The sequence below is a fragment of the Flavobacterium sp. AC267 genome, assembly GCF_979258715.1.
This window is the reverse complement of record NZ_OZ409875.1, coordinates 1,032,372-1,054,516: the sequence shown is the minus strand read 5'-3', so window position 1 is coordinate 1,054,516 and position 22,145 is coordinate 1,032,372. Positions and strand designations below refer to the sequence as shown.

General features: G+C 30.6%; 23 protein-coding genes and 3 pseudogenes. 9 read left to right on the top strand and 17 right to left on the bottom strand.

The annotated features are described in order from the left end of the window. Positions 1-95 precede the first annotated feature (95 nt). On the top strand, positions 96-407 hold the full coding sequence (locus tag ACZZ95_RS05555) for a hypothetical protein (RefSeq protein ID WP_095952819.1): 312 nt from the start codon (positions 96-98) through the stop codon (positions 405-407). 163 nt (positions 408-570) lie between these two features. Here the strand turns inward: ACZZ95_RS05555 and ACZZ95_RS05550 are convergent, their stop codons facing one another. Continuing rightward, positions 571-1,581, bottom strand: a complete 1,011-nt coding sequence (locus tag ACZZ95_RS05550) for a glycosyltransferase family 9 protein (protein ID WP_463468334.1) — start codon at positions 1,579-1,581, stop codon at positions 571-573. 40 nt (positions 1,582-1,621) lie between these two features. After that, positions 1,622-2,228 (bottom strand): annotated as a pseudogene (locus ACZZ95_RS05545) (DUF4254 domain-containing protein). Between the two features lie 110 nt (positions 2,229-2,338). On the opposite strand from ACZZ95_RS05545, the gene upp reads away from it, so the two are divergent. Continuing rightward, positions 2,339-2,992 carry a uracil phosphoribosyltransferase gene (gene upp / locus ACZZ95_RS05540; RefSeq protein WP_463468333.1) on the top strand — a complete coding sequence of 218 codons (654 nt, stop codon included), beginning with the start codon at positions 2,339-2,341 and terminating at the stop codon, positions 2,990-2,992. On the opposite strand, the gene ACZZ95_RS05535 is transcribed toward upp, so the two are convergent. Beyond that, complete coding sequence (locus tag ACZZ95_RS05535) at positions 2,987-3,916, bottom strand: DUF6427 family protein (protein ID WP_463468332.1); 930 nt, start codon at positions 3,914-3,916, stop codon at positions 2,987-2,989. The genes upp and ACZZ95_RS05535 overlap by 6 nt on opposite strands. A 142-nt stretch (positions 3,917-4,058) precedes the next feature. On the opposite strand from ACZZ95_RS05535, the gene ACZZ95_RS05530 reads away from it, so the two are divergent. Further along, positions 4,059-4,289, top strand: a complete 231-nt coding sequence (locus ACZZ95_RS05530) for a DUF6341 family protein (RefSeq protein WP_029271378.1) — start codon at positions 4,059-4,061, stop codon at positions 4,287-4,289. A gap of 40 nt (positions 4,290-4,329) precedes the next feature. On the opposite strand, the gene purD is transcribed toward ACZZ95_RS05530, so the two are convergent. Continuing rightward, positions 4,330-5,604 (bottom strand): phosphoribosylamine--glycine ligase, encoded by a 1,275-nt coding sequence (gene purD, locus ACZZ95_RS05525; protein ID WP_463468331.1) that lies wholly within the window; start codon positions 5,602-5,604, stop codon positions 4,330-4,332. A gap of 96 nt (positions 5,605-5,700) precedes the next feature. Here purD and ACZZ95_RS05520 point away from each other — a divergent pair, with 96 nt between their 5' ends. The 4 genes and pseudogenes from ACZZ95_RS05520 to ACZZ95_RS05505 all read left to right on the top strand — a co-directional run bounded on the left by ACZZ95_RS05520 (position 5,701) and on the right by ACZZ95_RS05505 (position 8,171). Then, positions 5,701-5,982, top strand: coding sequence for a type II toxin-antitoxin system RelE/ParE family toxin (locus ACZZ95_RS05520; protein ID WP_463468330.1), 282 nt, complete (start codon positions 5,701-5,703; stop codon positions 5,980-5,982). Between the two features lie 9 nt (positions 5,983-5,991). Further along, positions 5,992-6,294 carry a HigA family addiction module antitoxin gene (locus ACZZ95_RS05515; RefSeq protein ID WP_095952826.1) on the top strand — a complete coding sequence of 101 codons (303 nt, stop codon included), beginning with the start codon at positions 5,992-5,994 and terminating at the stop codon, positions 6,292-6,294. Further along, positions 6,294-7,605, top strand: a pseudogene (locus ACZZ95_RS05510) (phenylacetate--CoA ligase family protein). Before ACZZ95_RS05515 ends, ACZZ95_RS05510 begins: the two are co-directional and overlap by 1 nt. Before the next feature lie 35 nt (positions 7,606-7,640). After that, positions 7,641-8,171 (top strand): ORF6N domain-containing protein, encoded by a 531-nt coding sequence (locus tag ACZZ95_RS05505; protein ID WP_463468329.1) that lies wholly within the window; start codon positions 7,641-7,643, stop codon positions 8,169-8,171. Between the two features lie 70 nt (positions 8,172-8,241). Here the strand turns inward: ACZZ95_RS05505 and ACZZ95_RS05500 are convergent, their stop codons facing one another. The 6 genes and pseudogenes from ACZZ95_RS05500 to ACZZ95_RS05475 all read right to left on the bottom strand — a co-directional run bounded on the left by ACZZ95_RS05500 (position 8,242) and on the right by ACZZ95_RS05475 (position 12,148). Next, positions 8,242-8,577, bottom strand: a complete 336-nt coding sequence (locus tag ACZZ95_RS05500) for a hypothetical protein (protein ID WP_463468328.1) — start codon at positions 8,575-8,577, stop codon at positions 8,242-8,244. An 11-nt stretch (positions 8,578-8,588) separates the two neighbouring features. After that, complete coding sequence (locus ACZZ95_RS05495; RefSeq protein ID WP_463468327.1) at positions 8,589-9,011, bottom strand: glycosyltransferase family 2 protein; 423 nt, start codon at positions 9,009-9,011, stop codon at positions 8,589-8,591. 29 nt (positions 9,012-9,040) lie between these two features. After that, a pseudogene (locus ACZZ95_RS05490) lies at positions 9,041-10,025 on the bottom strand (UDP-glucuronic acid decarboxylase family protein). 70 nt (positions 10,026-10,095) lie between these two features. Next, positions 10,096-10,998, bottom strand: coding sequence for a glycosyltransferase (locus ACZZ95_RS05485; protein ID WP_463468326.1), 903 nt, complete (start codon positions 10,996-10,998; stop codon positions 10,096-10,098). Further along, the gene (locus ACZZ95_RS05480) at positions 10,974-11,210 is read right to left on the bottom strand and encodes a hypothetical protein (protein ID WP_463468325.1); all 237 of its coding nucleotides are present in this window, start codon (positions 11,208-11,210) and stop codon (positions 10,974-10,976) included. Before ACZZ95_RS05480 ends, ACZZ95_RS05485 begins: the two co-directional genes overlap by 25 nt. Positions 11,211-11,212: 2 nt before the next feature. Further along, a complete protein-coding gene (locus tag ACZZ95_RS05475) occupies positions 11,213-12,148 on the bottom strand; it encodes a glycosyltransferase (protein WP_463468324.1) in 936 nt (311 codons plus the stop codon). A 190-nt stretch (positions 12,149-12,338) separates the two neighbouring features. Here ACZZ95_RS05475 and ACZZ95_RS05470 point away from each other — a divergent pair, with 190 nt between their 5' ends. Beyond that, on the top strand, positions 12,339-13,580 hold the full coding sequence (locus tag ACZZ95_RS05470) for an oligosaccharide flippase family protein (protein WP_463468323.1): 1,242 nt from the start codon (positions 12,339-12,341) through the stop codon (positions 13,578-13,580). 229 nt (positions 13,581-13,809) lie between these two features. Beyond that, positions 13,810-14,790, top strand: a complete 981-nt coding sequence (locus ACZZ95_RS05465) for an O-antigen ligase family protein (RefSeq protein WP_463468322.1) — start codon at positions 13,810-13,812, stop codon at positions 14,788-14,790. Positions 14,791-14,815: 25 nt separating this feature from the next. On the opposite strand, the gene ACZZ95_RS05460 is transcribed toward ACZZ95_RS05465, so the two are convergent. The 7 genes from ACZZ95_RS05460 to ACZZ95_RS05430 all read right to left on the bottom strand — a co-directional run bounded on the left by ACZZ95_RS05460 (position 14,816) and on the right by ACZZ95_RS05430 (position 21,961). After that, positions 14,816-15,748: a hypothetical protein gene (locus tag ACZZ95_RS05460; protein WP_463468321.1), complete on the bottom strand. Its 933-nt coding sequence runs from the start codon at positions 15,746-15,748 to the stop codon at positions 14,816-14,818. A gap of 205 nt (positions 15,749-15,953) precedes the next feature. Continuing rightward, positions 15,954-16,469, bottom strand: a complete 516-nt coding sequence (locus ACZZ95_RS05455) for a hypothetical protein (protein WP_463468320.1) — start codon at positions 16,467-16,469, stop codon at positions 15,954-15,956. A gap of 201 nt (positions 16,470-16,670) precedes the next feature. Continuing rightward, positions 16,671-17,480 (bottom strand): hypothetical protein, encoded by an 810-nt coding sequence (locus ACZZ95_RS05450; protein ID WP_463468319.1) that lies wholly within the window; start codon positions 17,478-17,480, stop codon positions 16,671-16,673. After that, entirely contained in the window at positions 17,481-19,169 is a 1,689-nt protein-coding gene (locus ACZZ95_RS05445; protein WP_463468318.1) for a DUF6909 family protein, read from the bottom strand. Between the two features lie 129 nt (positions 19,170-19,298). Then, entirely contained in the window at positions 19,299-19,883 is a 585-nt protein-coding gene (locus tag ACZZ95_RS05440) for a transposase (protein WP_463468317.1), read from the bottom strand. 74 nt (positions 19,884-19,957) lie between these two features. Beyond that, positions 19,958-21,442, bottom strand: coding sequence for a GH3 auxin-responsive promoter family protein (locus tag ACZZ95_RS05435; RefSeq protein ID WP_463468316.1), 1,485 nt, complete (start codon positions 21,440-21,442; stop codon positions 19,958-19,960). Between the two features lie 21 nt (positions 21,443-21,463). Next, on the bottom strand, positions 21,464-21,961 hold the full coding sequence (locus tag ACZZ95_RS05430; protein WP_463468315.1) for a peptidase: 498 nt from the start codon (positions 21,959-21,961) through the stop codon (positions 21,464-21,466). Positions 21,962-22,145 lie beyond the last annotated feature (184 nt).

Here is a 22,145-nt window from a genome sequence, read left to right as displayed (position 1 = left end):
TGGAATTTGGAATTTTTTTTTGTTTAATTACCTTATTCCTTGATCTTTGTCAAGTTTGAAAATTGACAAAGATGTAAATTGAAATTTAATTGAATATGAGATCCGTAAGAGAAATTTTTAAAAGTAAGGACTATCTTTTAGAAGAACCCGAAGTCATAAAACTTGTAGAATATTGCGAGGAATTGCAGGATGAAATTGTTGAGCTTAAATTTGAGAAAACTTACAATAAGGAACTTGCAATGCTTGATATGCTGAAAGAAGTTATAAAAGGGTGTAATGACATTGAGAAGGAAAAAATGGAACACGAGCGTTTTGGTTACGAAGCACCCAATTATGAAGCTACAATTTCAAATCTTAAAAATTATATTTATAACCGATGTAAAGATGAAAAGATTTGGTTAGGATAAGAATAAACTCCAATAAAAAAATTCCAAATTCCAAATTATGATTGAATTAGGAATATGTTTTCATCTTTGTCAAAGTTTGAAACTTTGACAAAGATTATCTCAAATAAAAAATTCCAAATTCCAGTTATAAGTTTGGAATTTGGAATTTTTTTATTGAAATTTTTTAAACTAATCCCAGAATCTTTTTCACCACTTCATCTGCAGAAATACTTCTCATAGCATCTTCATATCCTTCTACCATTTTATTTCCGTAAACAGAAGTTGGCAGTTGAGGATATTGATTTCTATCTGAAGTCAGAGCATTTTCTAAATTTTGATTGAATGGCAGAAACCCTGCATAAGGATGTGTTGCACCCCAAAGTGTAACAACTTTAACTCCGAGCATTGCAAAGCAATGTGTGCATTTCCAGAATCCATAGAAAGCATTACATCGAGATTGCTTATAAGTTGTAATTCCTCGTCGCAATTTGATTTTTCCAGCCATATTAATTATGTTTTCATAAGGTCGCGAAATAGAATCCAGAATTTCGATTTCTTTTTTTCCTCCGCCAAAAAGCAAAATTTTATAGGCCGAATTCTCTGCCAATTTCGCAATCACTTCTTTCATTAAATCTAACGGATAAACCTTAGAATCATATTGTGCGAATGGAGCAATTCCTATTAACTTTGCATTTTCTTCTCCGATAATTTCTAAAATTTCACCGCTTAAAACTGCTTTTTCGGGAAATGTAGGATTAGACAAATTCAAAGGAAAACCAAGTTCTTCAAACACTTTTGCATGTCTTTCGAACATCGTTGGCAGTTGTTTAAAAATCTTATTTTCAGCTCTTGTTAATTCTTTTTTGCCTTCTCTTCCTTTGTCAACAGTCGCTCTTTTTTTGCCGCTTAAAGCGAAAAGTAAACTCACCACTTTAGAACGTAATACATTATGAAGATCTGCAAAAGCATCAATTTTGAGTTTTTTTACGTCATTATATAAACGTAAAAGTCCTGGAAATCCTTTGTGTCTTTCTTTTTCATCAAAAGCAAAAAATTCCAAATTCGGAATTCCGTCAAAAAAAGGTTTAAAAAAAGGACGAGAAATAACCGTCAATTTTACTGTTGGATATTGTTTTACAAAAGCGCGTAAAACAGGAACCGTCATGGCGACATCTCCCATTGCGGATAGTCTCATGACGGCTATATGCTTAATCTTATTAGACAATTCTGTCAAATTATTTTTTGTTTTGATATAAAACCGGGTTCAATTCATCGTCGTTGTACATTTTCATTTGTTTGTACACTTTCATGAATTTATCTCCATTTTCAATATCTGTCAATAATTCTTCAATTGCTGTAGATAAATCTGTTCTTTGTTCCAAAAGGATGTTTAATTTTTTCCTGACATTTATCTCTATGTTCTTGCGAAGCTTCTGCACGAGTAGCCTCTTCATTCATGTGATAAATTTTTAAAGCTAAAATAGATAATCTGTCAAATGCCCAAGCTGGACTTTCTGAATTGATTTTTGCTCCATCTTTTACTTTTACATCACTGTATTTTTGTAAAAAATAACCATCGATATATTCTACCATATCAGTACGTTCCTGATTTGATGCGTCAATTCTTCTTTTAAGCGTTAAAGCCGCAACAGGATCTATCTGCGGATCACGAATAATATCTTCAAAATGCCATTGAACTGTATCAATCCAATTTTTTAAATATAATAAATGTTCAAACTTATCTTTTGGATAAGGATTATTAATCGGCTGGTCAACATTATCAAATTGATGATAATCTTTAATGCTTTGCTCGAAAACAGAATATGCTAATTTTGAAAACATGTTTTTATTTTTTTATAAAACAAAGATACTTTTTATACTTTTATACTTTGAAAAAAACCACTAATTTTTCAATTCTTCTTAAAAAACAATTGATCTGCTAAAAAAATATTATGAAAATTCATTATATCTCTGAGAATAACAGCGTATTAAATCATTTTCTAGGACAAATTAGAAATGTAAATGTACAGAATGACAGTATGCGCTTTCGTAGAAATATTGAGCGTATTGGAGAAATCATGGCGTACGAATTGAGCAAAATTTTACCCTATAAAAATGTTGAAATTCAAACGCCGCTGGGCATTAAAAAAACAACTGAAATCGAAAGTGATTTGGTTTTGTGCCCTATTTTAAGAGCTGGATTACCGCTTCATAATGGCTTTTTAAATTATTTTGACCATGCAGAAAACAGCTTTGTTTCGGCTTGCAGACATCATCCAAATAACGATGATGAATTTGAAATTTTAGTTGAATATCAAGCGATTTCAGATTTAAATAACAAAACGGTTTTACTTCTTGACCCGATGCTGGCAACGGGACAATCTATTGTAGCTGTTCATAAAAAATTGGTTGAGAATGCCGCCCCAACAGAATTTCACATTGTAGTCGTTATCGGCGCGCCAGAAGGAATTGCGCATTTAGAAAAAAATCTTCCCGAAAACTGCCATTTATGGGTTGCTTCTTTAGATGAAAAACTAAATGAGAAAAACTACATTGTTCCTGGTCTTGGTGATGCCGGCGATCTTGCTTACGGAAGTAAATTATAATTGTGAAAAGAAAGTAAATAAACTACACACAATTAGTACATAAAATACAATTTCGTTGTTTAGTTTTTGCTGCATATATTCTACATGACTTGTTGCCATAATGGCCAATGGTGCAATACTGAATAATAATAGATCATTACTTTTATCTGGTGAAACGATATAAACCAAAGCCGCAATAAAAAAGCAGGCTACAATTTTCTTGTACGAAGAATGTAAAATTTGTGGTCTGTTTGATAGTGTCATTAACATCGAAGTAACAAAAAATAGAGATACTGCAGTATATATTGAAAGTGCTCCGTTTTCGTAATTGTTTTTAAAATAATCAATTCTAAAATCGATTACCGCTCTTTCTTGAAAAAATGCGACAACATCGATATTAAAAATTAAAGAGGTCATGTAAAATAATATTGCTACTGCTAAAAGTGCAATAAATGGCAAAACCCAGTTTCTATAATCTCTTGAAACGTGAAAAACGATTGATATAAAAACCAATAATAGGAAAAGCACACTCCAAAATTGAAATAAAGAAGCTACAAAAATCCAGAATGAGGCATCGAATATTTTTTCTTTTGATGCTTTTAAAGATTGCGACGAAATTAATCTTCGAAGCGCTAATAATATAAAGAAACTAGCATAAATAACATTTGTGTTGTTAAATATGGTAGGGAAAAATAAAAGAAATAATAAATAGAAAAGTATCGCGTATCCATTGTCTTTACTGAGTCCGTTCTTTTTTACGATAAAATTTACCATAAAAAAAGAAGCCAGAATAAAGCATAACAAACTCACTTTTTGGAAAGCCAAAAAATAAGAAGTAACCCAGGTTGGGTCTTTAATTTGAAACGTAAAAAAGAAAACCAGTATCAAAATTACAACCAAAGAATAATTTAATGGCGTAGATTTTTTAAAAACACTTGTTATCATAAGGATATTTTATACTTTTGTGATTGTAAAGATAATACTTGTTTAAAATGAAAAACCGAACAAGTTGAAAAAAGATTCGATTATCCGAATTTTATCTTCAAAGCATTACACAACAATAAATAACATATAATTTTAAAAAATTATGACAGCTTTTTTTGAAGGAATACAATACTTATTCGTTAACATTTTGTTTGCTCCTCTTGACTTTTTACGTCGTTTGGAATTAATTACATGGTTTGGTGCAAACACGATTAACTGGATTTTCATGATCATCTGTGCATGTGCAATCGTTTATTGGATTAAACAATTACGCATTTTTGATGATGCCGGAACAGAAAACCAAGATACAACGGCTCACTCATTTTTAAAATAAAAACTAAACCCTTAATTAAAAGGGTTAGTTCTAAATTATTTTAAATTAAATCGAAACCGATATCTTTTCTAAAATACATCTTATCAAAGCTTAGTTTATCTATGTTTTGGTAAGATTTTTTTATGGCCTCTTGAAAGTTATCTCCATAAGAGGTTACAGCAATTACACGTCCTCCATTAGTAACGACATTTTCGTTATCTAATTTTGTTCCTGCATGAAAAACAATCGAATCTTTTATATTCTCTAAACCAGAAATTACTTTCCCTTTTTCAAAATCTTCCGGATATCCGCCAGAAACAACCATAACTGTTGTCGCACTTCTTGGATCTATTTCTAAATTAAAATCTCCCAATTTTTGATCTGCAACAGACAAGAATAATTCTACCAAATCTGATTTTAATCTTGGCACAACTACTTCAGTCTCTGGATCTCCCATTCTTACATTGTATTCAATAACAATTGGTTCGTTTTTTACATTGATCAAACCAATAAATACAAATCCTTTGTATTCGATTCCGTCTTTTTGAAAACCTTCAATTGTTGGTTTTACGATACGTGTTTCAATTTTTTCCATCAAAACAGCATCAACATAAGGAACTGGAGAAACTGCTCCCATTCCGCCTGTATTCAATCCTGAATCTCCTTCTCCAATTCTTTTATAATCTTTTGCTGTTGGAAGAATTTTGTAATTTTTTCCGTCTGTTAAAACAAAACAGCTTAATTCGATTCCGTCCAAAAATTCTTCAATTACTACTTTTGAACTTGCGGTACCAAATTTTGCATGAACAAGCATATTACGTAATTCTGTTTTTGCTTCTTCAAGATCTTGAATAATCAAAACTCCTTTTCCTGTCGCTAATCCATCTGCTTTTAAAACATAAGGAGGCTGTAATGTTTCTAGAAACTCACATCCTTTTTCCACTGTTTCTGCAGTAAAACTATCGTAAGCGACAGTTGGAATATTATGTTTCATCAAGAATTCTTTTGCAAATTCTTTACTTCCTTCTAATTGAGCCCCTAATTTAGATGGTCCAATAACTGGAATATGTTTTAAACTTTCGTCATTTTTAAAATAATCGTAAATACCTTTTACCAATGGATCTTCAGGTCCTACGACTACTAAACTTATATTTTCTTTAAGTACTAAAGCTTTCACAGCTTCAAAATCTGTTGCGACTATTGCCACATTTTCAGCAATTGCGACTGTTCCTGCATTTCCAGGTACTACAAAAAGTTTTTCGCAAAGCGGACTTTGAGTCATTTTCCATGCAAATGCATGCTCTCTTCCGCCTGATCCCAATAATAAAATTGTCATGGTGTAGTTGTATTTAGTTGTGGTGCAAAAATAGTTGCTTTTAACCTTAAATAATAATTTTTTTTACTTACTTTTGACGTTAGTAATGCGAAAGGTATGATAATTTCATTTGGCTCGAAAGAAACTGAAAAAATTTGGAATGGTATTGTAGTCAAAAAACCTTCAATTGAAATACAGCAAATTGGCAGAAGAAAACTCAGAATGCTTCATAATTCTCAAAATTTAAGTGATTTACGAATTCCGCCATCTAATCGTTTAGAAAAACTAAGCGGTAACTTAAAGGATTTTTACAGCATAAGAATTAACAATCAATGGAGAATTATTTTTATCTGGGAAAATGGAAGTGCTTCTGGTGTAGAAATTGTTGATTTTCATTAAAAAATTAAAATGGAAAAATTAAAAAATATACATCCTGGAGAAATTTTGTTGGAAGAATTTTTGATTCCTCTGAGCATTACGCCATATCGTTTGTCTAAAGATTTGAAAATTCCGCAAACTAGAATTTCTGAAATCATTAAAGGAAATCGAAGAATTACAGCTGATACAGCTTTACGTCTAAGCCAGTACTTTGGAAATTCGGCCAAATTTTGGCTGGGCCTTCAAGATGATTTTGATATTGAACAAGAAGAATCTAATAAAGGCCAAGAATTGAAATCGATTAAACGTTACGATTTAAAAGAAGTAGTTTAATGATTCGTCTTTTTGATCTTTCCCTTCATTTGAATGGTTTTCCTATAAAGAAAGCTAAGGCAGAATTGGATAAAATTGTTCTGTTTTCTGAATCTGAATATGCTTCGTTTCTTGAAAATAAGAAGAAAGAAATTGTTGATTTTCATTTAAAAAATAATTCTTTCTATGCGAGCATTAGTTGGAAATACTTCTGTTCAAAATTGGGAAGATCTGCCGATTTTGAATAAACAGAATCTTCAGAAGCCATTGGAAGAAAGACTTTCCAAAGGTTTTTCAAAAAAAAACATCTACCTCAACAAAACTTCCGGATCGAGTGGAACTCCGTTTGTTTTTGCAAAAGATAAGTATTCCCATTCTTTAACCTGGGCGTCTAACATTATGCGTTTCGGATGGTTTGGAATTGATTTTAATCATTCTTACCAAGCCCGTTTTTACGGTATTCCGATGGATTTTATTGGCTATCAAAAAGAACGTTTTAAAGATTTTCTCACCCATCGTTTCCGATTTCCGGTTTTCGATTTATCTGATGAAATTCTGAGAAAGTTTCTAAAAAAATTCAAATCGAAAAAATTCGATTATATCAATGGTTATACTAGTTCGATTGTTTTATTTGCTAAATATTTAGAAAAGAAAAATATTGTATTGAAGGAAATCTGTCCGACGTTAAAAGCTTGTTTTGTTACTTCAGAAATGCTTTTTGAGTCTGATAAAAAGTTACTGGAAAAACAATTTGGTATTCCTATCATTAATGAATACGGAGCATCTGAACTTGATTTGATTGCTTTTGAAAATCCTCAGGGCGAATGGCAGATAAATTCTGAAACTCTTTTTGTCGAAATTTTAGATGAAAATAATAATGTTCTCCCTTATGGGGAAGAAGGCCGCATTGTAATTACTTCTCTGTTCAATAAAGCAAATCCTTTTATTAGATATGAAATTGGCGATATCGGAATTCTAGATGAAAAAAGTACATTACAAAAACCTATTCTAAAAAAATTAATTGGACGAACCAATGATGTTGCCGTTTTACCAAGTGGCAAAAAATCACCTGGTTTAACTTTTTATTACGTGACAAAAAGCATAATTGAAGACGATGGAAATGTAAAAGAATTTATTATTAAACAAACAAAATTAAACACTTTTGAAATTGAATATGTTGCTGAAAATGAATTAATTTCAGAACAAATTCAAAAAATAAAAGAAGCAATTGATTTATACTTAGAACCTAATTTAAACTTCACTTTTAAAAGAAAAATTGTTTTAGAAAGAACCAATCGTGGGAAATTAAAACAGTTTAAATCTTATTTATAAATAAAATCTTACATTTGTTTTTATAATTAAAACTTATGGATAATCATTCTTTACTTTCTGAAGAAACAATTTCAAATAAAATATATTTTATTCGCAGTCAAAAAGTAATGCTTGACTTTGATTTAGCTTCACTTTATGAGGTTGAAACTAAAAGATTAAACGAACAGGTAAAAAGGAATTTATCACGTTTTCCCATTGATTTTATGTTTAAACTAACTGAAAATGAATACAATTCTTTAAGGTCGCAATTTGCGACCTTAAAGAAAGGAAGAGGTGAACATCAAAAATATCTGCCTTTTGCTTTTACTGAACATGGCGTTTTAATGCTATCTAGCGTTCTAAAAAGTGACAAAGCAATTCAAACCAATATTCAAATCATGCGTATTTTCACGAAAGTGAGGCAAATGCTTTTAGATACAACAGAAATTAAAGTTGATATTCTGCATATTCAGAAGAAGTTAGAGAATCATGATAAAAATATTGAATTGATATTTTCTTATCTAGATGAATTAACGGAGAAAAAAGAAAATGAATCTGAAAGAGTGAAAATTGGTTATAAAAAATAATTATTTCTTTAAGATCAAAAATTGTGAACTTAAAAAATTGAAGTCGCAAATTGTGACTTCAAGTTCAATTTTAAATCTTCTTTATATATTTTGGTTTGATTATCAACTGAGTAAACAAAAACCTCATCATCAATAAAACAGAAAAAATGATGTTAGAATCATGAAATTCTCTGTAAACGCCAAAATTATGTTTGATCAATTTGAATTTTGATGAAGAAATAGAATCTTTTCTAATTCTGTAAAATGCCAAAGGTTCAGGAACTGGCTTGGTAACTTGAATTTGTTTTAAAATAGTAAGCCAAATCCTCCAATCTTGTCTTTTTTCCGAAGATTCTAATTTGATTTTTCCAAAATATTCGGTATCATAAATAGCAGTAAGATTGCCTACATAATTGCAGAAAAACAATTGTCTGTATGTTAAAGGTCATGCGGTGATTCAACTCTTCTGTTTAAATTATTTCCTTCTTCATCAATACAATCGTAAAAGCTAAAAGTAAACGGCAGATTATTCGTTTTTAGAAACTGAATCTGTTTCTCTAATTTTTGAGGAAACCATATATCATCGGAATCTAAATAAGCGATATACTTTCCTGAAGCCTTTTCTAAAGCTTGATTTCTAGCAAATCCGTTTCCCGAATTTTTCGATAATCTGAATAATTTTATTCTGGAATCGTTTTGAGCAAACGCTTCTATAATAGAAACTGTTTTATCTGTAGAAGCATCATCGACCAAAATCATTTCCCAGTTTTGGTACGTCTGATTTTGAACTGATTCTATCGTTGCTCTAATGAACTTTTCAGTATTATATGTTGGCGTTAAAATAGATACTAAATCGTTCATTAGATTTTAATCTTTGCAGAATTTTGTTGTTATTTTATATAACTCGAAAAATCTTTGTGTTCTTCTTTTGAAAGTTCTTCTGGAGACAATGATCTAAAATAATCGTAGGTAATTTTCATTCCTTCAGAACGGCTCACTTTTGCTTCCCAGCCTAACAATTCTTTTGCCTTTGTCGTGTCTGGCTGACGCCGCAACGGATCGTTTATTGGTAAAGGATGATAAACCACTTTCTGATTTGTTCCTGTCAGTTTTATGATTTCCTCAGCAAAATCTTTGATCGTGATTTCGTCAGGATTTCCAATGTTTACCGGATAAACATAGTCAGAATGCAATAATCTAAAAATACCTTCAACTTGATCGTCTACGTAACAAAAAGAACGTGTCTGCATTCCGTCTCCAAAAATGGTTAGATCTTCTCCGCGTAATGCTTGTCCGATAAATGCTGGAATTACACGTCCGTCATTTAATCTCATTCTTGGTCCGTAAGTATTAAAAATACGAACGATTCTGGTTTCTACACCATGAAAAGTGTGATACGCCATTGTTATCGATTCCTGAAAACGCTTTGCTTCATCATAAACACCGCGCGTACCCAATTGTATTTACGTTTCCATAATATTCTTCTGTCTGCGGATGAACCAAAGGATCTCCATAAACTTCAGAAGTCGATGCAATCAAAATTCTTGCTTTTTTAACTCTCGCTAAGCCTAATAAATTATGCGTTCCTAAAGATCCTACTTTAAGAGTCTGAATTGGAATTTTTAAATAATCTATCGGACTTGCCGGCGAAGCAAAATGAAGGATATAATCTAAATCACCTGGAATATGAACAAATTTTGTAATATCATGATGATAAAACTCAAAGTTCTCTAGTTTGAACAAATGCTCAATGTTTTTAAGGTCTCCAGTAATCAAATTATCCATCCCGATTACAAAGTAACCTTCCTTGATAAATCTGTCACATAAATGCGATCCTAAAAAACCTGTTGCTCCAGTGATAAGTATTCTTTTCATATTAATTATTTACATCACAAATGTAACTGATTTGAGATTTTTTTAAGTCAGCCTTTTTGAATTTATCTTATTATTGAAGCTCTTTATGTTCTTTAAATTTTGTTACTACGAATTTTTTCATTTCCCTTTCAAATCGTTCTTTTGAAAATGAAACGGCATGTTCGCGTATTATTTTGGGATCGAATTTTTTTGTTCCAAAATTAATTATTGCTTCTTTAATTTTTTCTGAAGATTGCTCATCAAAGAAAATCCCAGTTTGATCTTTAATAACGGTTTCCAAAGTACCTCCTTTTGATAAAGCGATAACCGGCGTTCCGCAAGCTTGTGCTTCAACGGGAATTATGCCAAAATCTTCTTCGGTCGCAAAAACAAAAGCCTTGGCTTTCTGCATTAAACCTTTTAATTTTTTATTTTCAACATAACCCACAAATTCTATGTTAGCTTTTGCAATTTTTTGAAGTTTTTCTAATTCGGGTCCTTCTCCTGCCACTACCAGTTTTAAATGTGGTAATTGATTAAATGCTTCTACAATTAACTGCGTTTTTTTGTACGCAACCATTCGAGAAGCGGTAAAATAATACTCTTCTTTTGTTTCTTCTAAAGTAAAAAAATCAACATCAACAGGCGGATAAATAACCGTTGAGTCTTTATTGTAGGTTTTCTTGATTCGCTGGGCAATATGTTTTGAATTGGCAATAAAAAAATCAACATTTTCTGAATTCGAAAGATCCCATTTTTGGATTTTATCTAAAACTGATTTCGCATACAATCCCTTCAAGCCTTTGGTTAATCCGGCGTCTTTTAAATATTGTTCCCTTAAATCCCAAGCGTAACGCATTGGCGAATGGCAGTAACAAATATGCAGTTGGTTTTTATCGACTTTAATTCCTTTTGCAACAGCTGAGGAAGAACTGATTATTAGATCGTAATCGCTTAAGTCAAATTGCTCTATTGCAATAGGAAATAGCCGCAAAAATTTGCGGTGATTTTTTTTACTGTAGGTAGTTTTTGAATAAAGCTGGTTTTTGCTTTTTTTCCATTTAAAATAAATTTGCGATCTTCATCATTCAAAAAATCAATAAGCGCGAAATGATCAAAATCATTCCAAATTGAGTTTATTGAATGAATTACTTTTTCTGCACCGCCATTTACATAATACCAATCACTAATTAGGGCTTTTTTCATTTTTATTGCATTATTTTTCTTGTGAGATAATAAACGTAATAAGCGTTTTTACCAAATGTGATATTTATAAAGTATAAGGCTTTTGGAATCCAATGGTCGAACAAATCTAATTTTTTTAATTCAGATTTTAGTTCTTTTAGTGTTTCTTTCGAAACTCCAACATTCATTTCAAAAACATGAAAGGATTGTCTCACCATTAATTCTTGTCGCAGTTCTTCTCGAATTTCAATATTATATAAATTACCAACGTCTTTTCCAATGTCCAAAACTCCTTTCCACATAGAAGCTCTTCCTTTTGCAGAATAAGATCCTGGAATATGAAGCGTTCCATCTTTTTCCGAATCTCCAAATAATGGCGGATTTCCCGCTCTTCCTCCTACCGAAGGATTTGCTAAATAACCAATTCCTGTTGTACAAAAAGCATGTGCTGCAAGATAAATTTGGTAAAACAATGTTCCATCGTATTTATCTGTGGCAAGTTTTTTTGCCCATTCTTTATTAATAACCAATCCTCCAACAAATCCGCAAATTCTGAAGATCAGTTTTGGCGAATCTTTTTTTCCAATAATAGCTTCATTTGGTAAAAATCTAGAAATGCCAAGCGGTTTATTTATGTCTTTTTCAAAACGGATAAACGGTCTTGAAACCATTGCAATAGATTGATTTCTTTTACAAAAATCGTCAATTTCACTTAAACCATTTTTCAAAAACAAATCATCGTTACCAATTAGTATGACCCATTTGTAAAGAGCCAGATCAATTAATTTTCGAATATTGGCATCATATCCTAAGTTTTTTTCGTTTTCTATATAAGAAACAACTACGTTTCTAGCATTAAAAATGACCTGATATTTTTCTGCAACAGACCTTATTTCAGCTCTTTCTTTCGAAAAATCCTCGCAAATTGTAATTTCATTTGGCAGAGATATCCATTTCATGAATAGATTTTAATAAATCTTCAAATTCATTTGGTCTGCCGTAAGCGGGAATTGCGATACTATATCCTTGTGTCATTTTTATATTAAAAAAACTTACATTTTCTGATTTAATCAAAAATATAATTTTAATTTGTATTTGCTTGAAATAAAAAATCAACTTTGTGTTTTAAATTTAACAACGAACTTTATAGTGCTTAAAAACATATCATTGAGCTTTGGAATAAATTTTATTAATTTATTATTTCCATTGTTATTAATTCCGTTTTATATCAAAACATTTGGAATTGATATTTACGGTTTGATAGCAGTATCAATGGCATTTATCAATATTGTGTCTGTTTTGTATGATTATTCTTGGTATGCATTTGCCCCTATAGAAATTCAGAAAGTAAAAAATGAATCCAATTTAATTAACCAATACATTTCAAAAATCATTAATTGCAAGATTGTAGTATTCTTGCCCTCCATACTTTTGTTGCTTGTTTTTGTTCTATGTTCTGAAATAAAATACAATCTTATATTTTCATTTTCGCTTCTGGTCTTTTTATTTTCCAGATCACAGAATAACCTCTGTTTTTTTATTGGATTAGATAAAGTTTTTCCTTATTTCATTATCAATTCAATTGTAAAAATTGGCTGTATTGCACTAATATTTATAACACTGAAACAAAAAGATGATTATCAATTTGTTTTTTATTATCTGGGAATTTCGGATATTCTTATTTTCATTTTTTCTACTATTTATCTAATCAAAAAAAATGATTTTAAGTATAGTTTTTCTTCTTTATTCGAAATACGTGAGGAACTTGTTTTTGGTCACAAATTGTTTTTAACCAATCTTACCATTTGTGCACTTATCAATTCCAGTACTATAATTCTAAGTGTATTTTTTGACAATACAGTTGTTGGAATTTATAATGTTGCAGAGAAAATTATCATGCTTTGCAAACAATCAATTAGTGTCTTATTTCAAGGCGTTTATTTTAAAGCTTGCGAAATTGGGATTTCAAAAATAAAACAGCTCAACCATTTCCTAAAATCTGTTTTTTGGTCTTATTTTTTAATGTACGGTTTTGGAGGTCTTTTATTAATTGTTTTTCCGAATTTAATTATTAGTATTTTAAGTTCAGAATATACCGTTAATTCCTCTCTTTATTTAACTTACCTTGCGCCAATTCCGATTATTAGTGCATTGAATCAATCCGCTTACATGTCATTATTACTGCACCATAAAAAAAACACATATTTTAACGCACATATTTACGGACTAATTATAAATATCCTTCTTTCATTTGCAATGTGTTATTACATAAAAGAAGTATATGGCATTATAATTTCTTTAATTTTAACCGAAATATTTATAACTGCTTATCTGAATTTTGCAATAGTTAAAAACGATGAGTTAAATTTTTTCAAGAATAAAATTGATTAAAATGAATTTTTCAAAAAAGCTTATTAAGCCCTTATTTATTCTATTTGTATTTTCTTCTCTTATATATTTTGTAGAAGCTTTTCAGTCTGTCATGATGATTGTAATAGTTTTATTATTGATAAGTTTGGCTAAGTTTAAAGACTTTAAAATTTCAAAAAAAAATGCCCCTTTTTTATTTTCTTTTGTCATTTCAGCTTTATACTATATGTTTTTTTTTAGTTCTAAAAGTTTGAAACTTACAGCAGAAAGTTTGCTCCTATTTGTTATTCCTCTTTTAAGTTTTTATTTATATCAAGTCGAAACATTTTTTAAAGACTTAAAAAAAATACAATTTGCTTATTGCATTTCTTTGAGTTTATTGTGTTTATACTTCCTGGCTTTTTACATTTATGACATTCCAAATCATCATTTTGATTGGTATATAGCACGCTATAATTTAGAATTTTACAATAAAATTCATGGTACTTATATCTGTTTGTGGATTGCCATTGCTATTTTATTTTTAGCAGATCTTTGTTCCGCTTTTAAACAGTTTTCTGTCTACAAAAGAGGTTTGTTTTTTATAATGTTTGCGATGCTATTTTCAGGATTAATCATCTACAATTCTAGAAATATTATTGTTGGACTTATTATTATTTCTGGTATTCGACTTTTATTGTTGAAAAAACAGAACAAAACCATTTCCAAAAAAGTGATTTTCGCCTTATTATTTGTCCTTACAGCCGTTGTTTTATTGTCCAGACGTTATATAGATGATATTCATTTTCTATTCGAAAATTCGTATAAAAATTCAACTCGATACGTTGCTTGGTCTTGCAGTTCACAATTAATTTACGACTCTAATTTTTTAGGAATGAATTTTAATCTGATTCAGGAAAAACTAAATGAATGTTACGTTCCTTTTCATAGTCTGGAGCTCACTAAATTTAAGATTAATTCGCATAATCAATATTTAGACTATCTGCTAAAAGGCGGAATATTTATGCTTTTGGCTTTTATTTCGACCTTGTTTGTAAAAATAAAATATGCCGTTAAAAACCATAATTACTTGTATTTGTCTCTAACTATTTTATTTATTATTTCCTTTATAACAGAAAATATTCTAGTGAGACAATACGGAATTTACAGCTACTTTTTATGTGATGTTTTGTTTCTCGGTTCTATTCTTGGAAATAAAAATCATTGTAGAAATGAAGTAGAAAAACACTAATGTAGGTATATACAACATACAGCCATCACTGCGACAGAACAAATAAATAAACCAAACAGCCAACTAAATATAAGAAATTGTTGTTTTTGGTTGTAATGGCAATATAAACCGGCATAAAAAAAGAGAGACAAAACAAAACGATTCCGACAAAACCCAGTCGCTTAAAAATAGACAGATATACAATTTCTTCAATAAACTTAAAGGTTTGTTTTCCAAAAAAACTCAAACCGCTCAATTGTCTGATCTGCTCAATTCTTCCTCCTAATTTTGAATCTAAAATGAACCCTGATAAGGAGCCATATTGAAAATAACGGTTCATGAAAAATGTTCCGATCACGATTAAAATTAATGCTAGAAAAGCGTAGATTCTAATCAGTCTGAAAATACTGTCTTTGTAAATTAGAATAAAATAAAACAGTAATCCAAGCCACACCGTTCTTGATAATGTCAGTATTAAAGCTAGAATTACGATTCCAAGTTTTATATAAGAAGTGTTTTTTTGATGAAAAATAGGAAACAGCATTAAAATACAAACCCCAAAAATGTTTCCATTATTATAAGTAGAAATCAACTTATAAAGCGAACCTCTCATATTATACTTTCCCTCTAATGTTCCCAAATCTCCTGCATTCACGGTAACGTAAGGAATTTCGATATAATGTCCTGTAACTTGCTTGAAAATAAAAAGCAAAACACCATATAAGGAAACCAAAAATACCGCCTGACCTATTTTTTCCTCTATATAAGAAAAATCTAATTTCTTTAGAAAAGGACTTAAAAAAAGATAAAAAAACAGCGGAAGGAAGGCAAAACTAACATAAAAAGCCACAAGATTTCCTAGAGAGCCCGCATACCCTCTAAAAATCAGATTTAGAGAAAAATACAATACAAATGGCAGTGTCGCCAGATAACAAATAAGATGTCTGGACTGTACTAAAAAGGTCTTTTTTTCTAGCAATATTATGATTAAAAGAAGAAAAATTAAACCTAAATACAAGTATCCCCAAGTGAAAGGTACACCCGCGAATTTGAAACCTCCTTTTGGCAGATAGACTAAAAATAAAAGTCCAATAAAAAAAGATACTCTCTAATTTTTTCGTTATTCAAAATAAGTTTAAAATTAAAATGCATCTTTTCTTTACTTGTATTTAATAGGTATATGTTTAGTATTTAAGTCTTTGCAGTTCATCCTTTAGTTCATTATTACCCATTAAAAAAGGATCATACTGATTATTGATGGTGCTTAATTTATAACCAAAATAGTTTGGATCCCAAGTAACAAACTCATTGCTATAAAAGTACTTTTTGTAATCATCAAAATCACCATTGATTACTTTTGAGTTGTGTTTTATAGAAATATTTTTAATCGTAATATTTTGCTGTGTAGTATTATATCCTAAATCTACTCGAATATTCTCAGGAAAAACTTTATCCGGAAAATTGATTGCGATTCTTTGCATTTCGTTTGATGCATAAACGGGTCTAAAAACGGAGTTTTCATCTTTCCATTCACCGCCTTCTATTAAATAAAAAACCTGCAGTTTATCATTTTTAGCAAAAACACCTTCAATAGTAACAGTAAAAATATCTTTTTTCTTGGCGGTGTTTTCTTCTTTTTTTCCGCAAGATGATAGTATTAAGGCAATTAGAAGAGAGATTGAAATGATCTTTAATTTCATCTTTAAAAAAATTATATTATTTGTTTTTTTCTTTTTCTAAAAGTAAAAGCTGTTTTCTATAAAATGCTTTAAATGAATTTAACAGCACAAAAAGCAAAATAAATAAAATTGGCAGATAGAATTTCAGCTTACTATTTAGCGATTTTTTACTTTCTACATTAATCGTGCTATTAATTTCTTTAATCGTTTTATTGTAACTGATTAATTTAAGCCGGTTTCTTCCTGCTCTTCAATTAATGCTTGTTTGGTTTTAATAAGATCGTTCAACTGTGTGTTTTCATTATAATAAACCAGTTTATCATTCTTTTGAGTTCCTTTTGTCACACTAGAAAAATTACTTAAAACGGTGTTGATCTGTTTTATAATTGAATCATTTTGAACAATACTCGTCTGCAAATTTTTGAATTCAATTTGCTGAATCATATTAAAATATTCCGAATTGTTCAAAAAATCCAAAATTGGAACAGCAAATTCTTTATTATTTCCTCCCTCGCTCGTTATGAAAGAAATAGTATGATATCTATAATTTTTGCTTGTTAACGTGTCTATCAAAATTTTATTGATATCTCCGTTTTCTGCCATAAGTTCTAGTAATTGAAAATTACGTTCTTTGTTTTCTACAAACTTATATGCTTCTACAATAGGTCTGATTTGGATTTTTTTAATCAGTTTCGGTTTTTTAATGCCAACAACCGTTTTTAGAAAAGCAGTATCATTAGAAATAACTTTTGATTGCGCGAGATCAATTTTTGAATACAAATAATCAACACTCTCAAAATTTGGTTCTACAATAATTTGATTACTGTATGATTTTCTTATTGTGTCTAAATACCAACCAATTGCAAAACCTGTAACGATCAATACTAAAACTATAATCCAGTTTCTTAGAAAAAATTGAATACTTCTAAAAATAGAACTATTAACCCTGTCCAAAAAATTACTGATCTTTTTAGAAATCTGAACTAAATCAATCTCTTGATCCTCTAAATTTTGCGGTACTTTTGTACTCATTTACACTGGTTCTTTTATGTTGAAAATCTGTTCCAAAATTTTAATTGTAATCAAATAAGTTGGTTTTACGCCAGTTGTTCCTAATCCTCCAGAAGCTAATGTACTTCCTGTTTCTAACGGATTATCTGAAGCATAATAGGCATAACGAACTTTAATATCGTGAGGCACACTTTTTCTAATTTTAGATGCCGACTGAATCGCTTTTTGGTAATATGATCCTTCCATTTCAAGACCAATTACTCCCCAGGTTGATTCGTGGAAAAATTTTAATAAATCTCTGTTTTGCAATGAAGTTCCAAGAACCGTAACCATTGCACCCTCATAAATATCAATGTCATTTCCTTCAAACATAGCGCCTGTAAGTTCATTTTCGAAGAAATAATTATCTGCCGTTCCCTCATTTATGTGTGCGGTCGGGATCATAATATCTCCTTTTCCTCCTTCTAGAATTCCAGCTTTACCCATAATCGAAACCGATTTTACATTTAGTAAAGTTTCTTTTTTAAATGGTTTTAAAAGCTCATCAATTGTTTCATAAGCCTGCTCGCCAAACGCATAATCCATTACGATTATAACGGGTTTATCTTCATCTATATTAGCGTACGAAAATGCCGTTTTTGACCAATCAATTTTGGCAGTATCAAAAATCTGAACGTCGATATTTGTTCCAGAATAATCTGGCAATGAAATCATTCCGTTTTTAAGAGCCAATTCTTCTACCTGACCTCTAATTTCTTTTGAGCCTGAACTGCTTAATTCTTCATAAATAAAGAAATCTGTTTTGCCTTTAAATTTATTTTTTAACAACGGTGTTGCAAAAATCGAATTCATTACACTGTGCATGTTTGCACTAATGACGTGAATTGGTCTTTTTAATAAATCGTTTGCTTTTAGAACTTCTTTTATATTAGTTGCCCAGATTTCTCCGTGAATATGATGTCCTAAACGCTCACGTAACACCGGACTAAAAGTAATTGTGCGTTTATTGTTTTCAACAATTTCTTCAATTGCCAGTTTTCCTAACCAATAAATTACATGCAGAAAACGGTCTGGTGCATTTTCTGAACCAAAAGCGTCGTAAATATCCAAAACTTCTTCGAAAGTTCTTGCTAAAATATTAGCAACGTGCGAAATCGCTTTTTCTTTTTCGACCAGAGAAAGCTTTTTGGTCTGCATAACAGCTTGTTCCAATTTCTGCCAGTCGCGAGAAACTTCTCCTCCATCGTCAATTAAAACTCTATTTTTAATTTTATGAGATTCAATAAAAATAAAAGTCAAATGCGTCAAGATATCATAAATATCCGAACGGTCGCGAGTGATTTCGACATTCATTTGTTCTTCGTCAATTCTGTAGCAGTTTCTTCTTCTTTTTGGAGGAACAATTGCCTGAAAATGCGATTTAGAATAACCTTCGTCTGAAGTTAAATTGATAAAACGACATTGCTCAATCCCGATAGGAAGACGTTCTATAACGTACAAAAGTCCGTTTAATTCTACTTTTTCCTCTGCAATATTTCCATAAATTTCAGGACGTAATGCCAGTAATGATTCGCGTAAGCTGTCGCCAGAAACTCCCATTGGTTTATAAAACCCACGGTTGAATAAATGACGCATGGTAATGTACATTTTTTCTATAGCCGCAGATGATTCCTGCGCTCTTGATCTTGATATATGTTTGGTTTCTTTCATGTATTTTTATTTTAAAAATCTTCTTTTTGGAAGAAGATGAAAAGTATTTCGATAAACGAAAGTAGGAAATATTAATATTATTTCAATCGAAAACTAAAAATGTGATTTAATTATAACGTTTATTTCAAATTAGGATTTACCATCTGTTTTAAATTTATCCTTTGTCCAATTTTCTGGATTTGAAACAATGTAATCAGAAATTCTTTGATATTGATTATTGTCTCTAATGATATTATCATAAAATAATTTTTGCCATTGATGTGGATATCCCAATCTATTGGCGTGTTTTGTTACCGCAGATTTATAGGATCCAACAATTGACGAAATGGTGTTTTTTCCAATGTTTTGAAAACGTTTTGAACCTGGCGATGATGATGGTACATAAAGGGCATGCCCTGTATCTACACGCCCTGTATCCGTATAAACGTTATCCAATTGTTTATCGATAATCAAAATTCCGTGAATATGATTTGGCATGACCACAAAATCACCCAATTCAACGTTATCATGATGTATGGGAATTTGATGCCATAATAAATCGGCAATAATTCCGACATGTGATAAAACCATTTCATTGTTTCGAATTTCTCCAAAATAATGCCTTCTGTCTTGTGTACAAATAGTTATAAAATAGGCTCCGTTCCAGCCATAATCCCACCATTGCGCTCTTATCGAAGAAATACGATATTTATTTTGAAATTTTCCTTGACTCATTAAATTTTGATTTAGTTATCCATCCGAATTTATGTGAATCAATAACTATTTAATAAGTAAAATAGTATATAAAATTATCTCAAATTATCTGCAATCTTTCTATCGTTCGACAATCTCGGAATTTTATTTTGTCCGCCTAATTTTCCCTGCGATTTCATGTAATCCTGAAAACCGTTTTTAGAAACTTTGGTAATCACCACTTTTCTTAAAACATTTCCAGTAATTAAATCATCATAGTAAATATTCTGTTTACGCATTGAATTATCGATTGCATCGGCGAAAGTTTCCATATTTTCCGGCTCATTTTCAAATTCAACAAACCATTCGTGATATGGCAATCCGTTTGAAGGATTAATTTGCGGCGCAACAGTAAATTCGTTGATAACAATATTGGTTGATGCCACAGCATCTTTCATTGCATTCTCTACTTCATTTGCAATTACGTGTTCTCCAAAAGCAGAAATGTAATGCTTGATACGTCCAGAAACTATAACACGATGCGGTAATAAAGAAGTGAACTGAACCGTGTCCCCAATATTATATCTCCAAAGTCCGGCATTTGTAGAAACAATTAAAACGTAATTTACACCTATTTCTACTTCACCAATTGTTAGTACTTTTGGGTTTTCTTCAAAAAATTCATCTGCTTTTATAAACTCATAAAAAATGCCAGAATTCAATAACAAAAGCATTCCCTTTTCTTTTTGAGAATCCTGATAGGCAAAAAATCCTTCAGAAGCAGGAAACAATTCTATACTGTCTACTTTTCTGCCAATCATATTTTCGAACTTCGCGCGATACGGTTCGTAATTAACACCTCCGTAAATGAACAAATTAAAATTTTTAAATATATCGCCTATTTTCTTTCCATCGCTTTTTTGCTGTAAACGCTCAAAATACATTTGAACCCATGACGGAATTCCAGAAATAACGGTCATATTTTCTTTAATTGTCTCCTCTGCAATAGCATCAACTTTGGTTTCCCAATCTTCAATACAATTGGTTTCCCAAGACGGCATTCTGTTTCTCTGTAAATATCTTGGAACAAAATGTGCCGCAATTCCAGATAATCTTCCAAATTTAATTCCGTATTTTTCAGTCAGAATCGGACTTCCTTGCAGGAAAATCATTTTTCCATATATAAAATCTGTATTTCCAGTTTCATGTACATAATGTAAAATCGCGTTTCGCGACGCTTCAATATGAGACGGCATCGATTCTTTAGTCAGCGGAATAAATTTAGCTCCAGAAGTAGTTCCAGAAGTTTTAGCAAAATAAAGTGGTTTTCCTTTCCATAAAATATCTTCCTCCCCTTTTATTACTTTTTCTATATAAGGTTTTAAATCTTCATAATCTCTTACTGGAACATTTTGTTGAAAATCTTGAAAAGTTTTAATCTGACCAAAATGATGATCTTTACCAAAACTTGTTTCTCTGGCTTCTTTTACAAGCTTTTTAAAGATTTTTTCTTGTGTTTCTACAGGTTTTTGGGCCCATGCCTGCGTTTGGTTATATATTCTACTAGCAAATAATTTTGCTGCAATTCCTTTAATTGACATTTGATGTGGTATTATTTTTTGTCACTTTTCTTTTTTTTCTTGAGATTTAGTTTTCATTTCTTTTTCAGTTTCTGCTACTTCTTCTCTTAATTTAATCTCAGCATCAGATGCTTTCATATTTAAATCTGAAGCATCCTCAACTGTTTCTGCTAAAATAGAATCTTTATTGAATTTCGAATATTCCATTTCGCCTTTTAAAACCTTTTGAACACCTTTTATATAAGCTTCATTTTGTCGTAAAGCAGTTTCCAGCGAATCTGATTTGATCGCCAATTTGGTCGCATTTCTTTTTAACTCTGTCGAAGAATATCCTGGAATAAATTCTCGAAGCGGGGTGAAGGCAATTATAAAAGTTGTAATTAAAATTAAAAAAATTCCTCCTAAAGTAAACGTTACAAACACGTTCATTAAAGTAAGCCTAAAGGAAAAGATTTCCTCAAAAGTATCTTCATTCAAAATTACCAATCGGTTTTTAATGAATAATTTTTTCCTTAAATTCTTCTTCTTTTTCTTAGCCATTGCACTTTTTTAATCAAGCAAATATAGTAATTAATCATATTGATAATGCTTGGCAAAGTGGTATGAATCTGCTTAATTTACTATTTTATAAAATATTTAACGTGGTATTATATAAATATTTTAAACCAAAAACACAACTAGTTCGTATATTTCTATATACCTTTGCGGTGAAAACTTAATAATC

What these genes read in the sequence shown, in the direction of transcription:
- ACZZ95_RS05555 (WP_095952819.1), top strand. Translation starts at nt 96, where the DNA reads ATGAGATCCGTAAGAGAAATTTTTAAAAGTAAGGACTATCTTTTAGAA.
- ACZZ95_RS05550 (WP_463468334.1), bottom strand. Translation starts at nt 1,581, where the DNA reads ATGAGACTATCCGCAATGGGAGATGTCGCCATGACGGTTCCTGTTTTA.
- upp (WP_463468333.1), top strand. Translation starts at nt 2,339, where the DNA reads ATGAAAATTCATTATATCTCTGAGAATAACAGCGTATTAAATCATTTT.
- ACZZ95_RS05535 (WP_463468332.1), bottom strand. Translation starts at nt 3,916, where the DNA reads ATGATAACAAGTGTTTTTAAAAAATCTACGCCATTAAATTATTCTTTG.
- ACZZ95_RS05530 (WP_029271378.1), top strand. Translation starts at nt 4,059, where the DNA reads ATGACAGCTTTTTTTGAAGGAATACAATACTTATTCGTTAACATTTTG.
- purD (WP_463468331.1), bottom strand. Translation starts at nt 5,604, where the DNA reads ATGACAATTTTATTATTGGGATCAGGCGGAAGAGAGCATGCATTTGCA.
- ACZZ95_RS05520 (WP_463468330.1), top strand. Translation starts at nt 5,701, where the DNA reads ATGATAATTTCATTTGGCTCGAAAGAAACTGAAAAAATTTGGAATGGT.
- ACZZ95_RS05515 (WP_095952826.1), top strand. Translation starts at nt 5,992, where the DNA reads ATGGAAAAATTAAAAAATATACATCCTGGAGAAATTTTGTTGGAAGAA.
- ACZZ95_RS05505 (WP_463468329.1), top strand. Translation starts at nt 7,641, where the DNA reads ATGGATAATCATTCTTTACTTTCTGAAGAAACAATTTCAAATAAAATA.
- ACZZ95_RS05495 (WP_463468327.1), bottom strand. Translation starts at nt 9,011, where the DNA reads ATGAACGATTTAGTATCTATTTTAACGCCAACATATAATACTGAAAAG.
- ACZZ95_RS05480 (WP_463468325.1), bottom strand. Translation starts at nt 11,210, where the DNA reads ATGAAAAAAGCCCTAATTAGTGATTGGTATTATGTAAATGGCGGTGCA.
- ACZZ95_RS05475 (WP_463468324.1), bottom strand. Translation starts at nt 12,148, where the DNA reads ATGAAATGGATATCTCTGCCAAATGAAATTACAATTTGCGAGGATTTT.
- ACZZ95_RS05455 (WP_463468320.1), bottom strand. Translation starts at nt 16,469, where the DNA reads ATGAAATTAAAGATCATTTCAATCTCTCTTCTAATTGCCTTAATACTA.
- ACZZ95_RS05450 (WP_463468319.1), bottom strand. Translation starts at nt 17,480, where the DNA reads ATGAGTACAAAAGTACCGCAAAATTTAGAGGATCAAGAGATTGATTTA.
- ACZZ95_RS05445 (WP_463468318.1), bottom strand. Translation starts at nt 19,169, where the DNA reads ATGAAAGAAACCAAACATATATCAAGATCAAGAGCGCAGGAATCATCT.
- ACZZ95_RS05440 (WP_463468317.1), bottom strand. Translation starts at nt 19,883, where the DNA reads ATGAGTCAAGGAAAATTTCAAAATAAATATCGTATTTCTTCGATAAGA.
- ACZZ95_RS05435 (WP_463468316.1), bottom strand. Translation starts at nt 21,442, where the DNA reads ATGTCAATTAAAGGAATTGCAGCAAAATTATTTGCTAGTAGAATATAT.
- ACZZ95_RS05430 (WP_463468315.1), bottom strand. Translation starts at nt 21,961, where the DNA reads ATGGCTAAGAAAAAGAAGAAGAATTTAAGGAAAAAATTATTCATTAAA.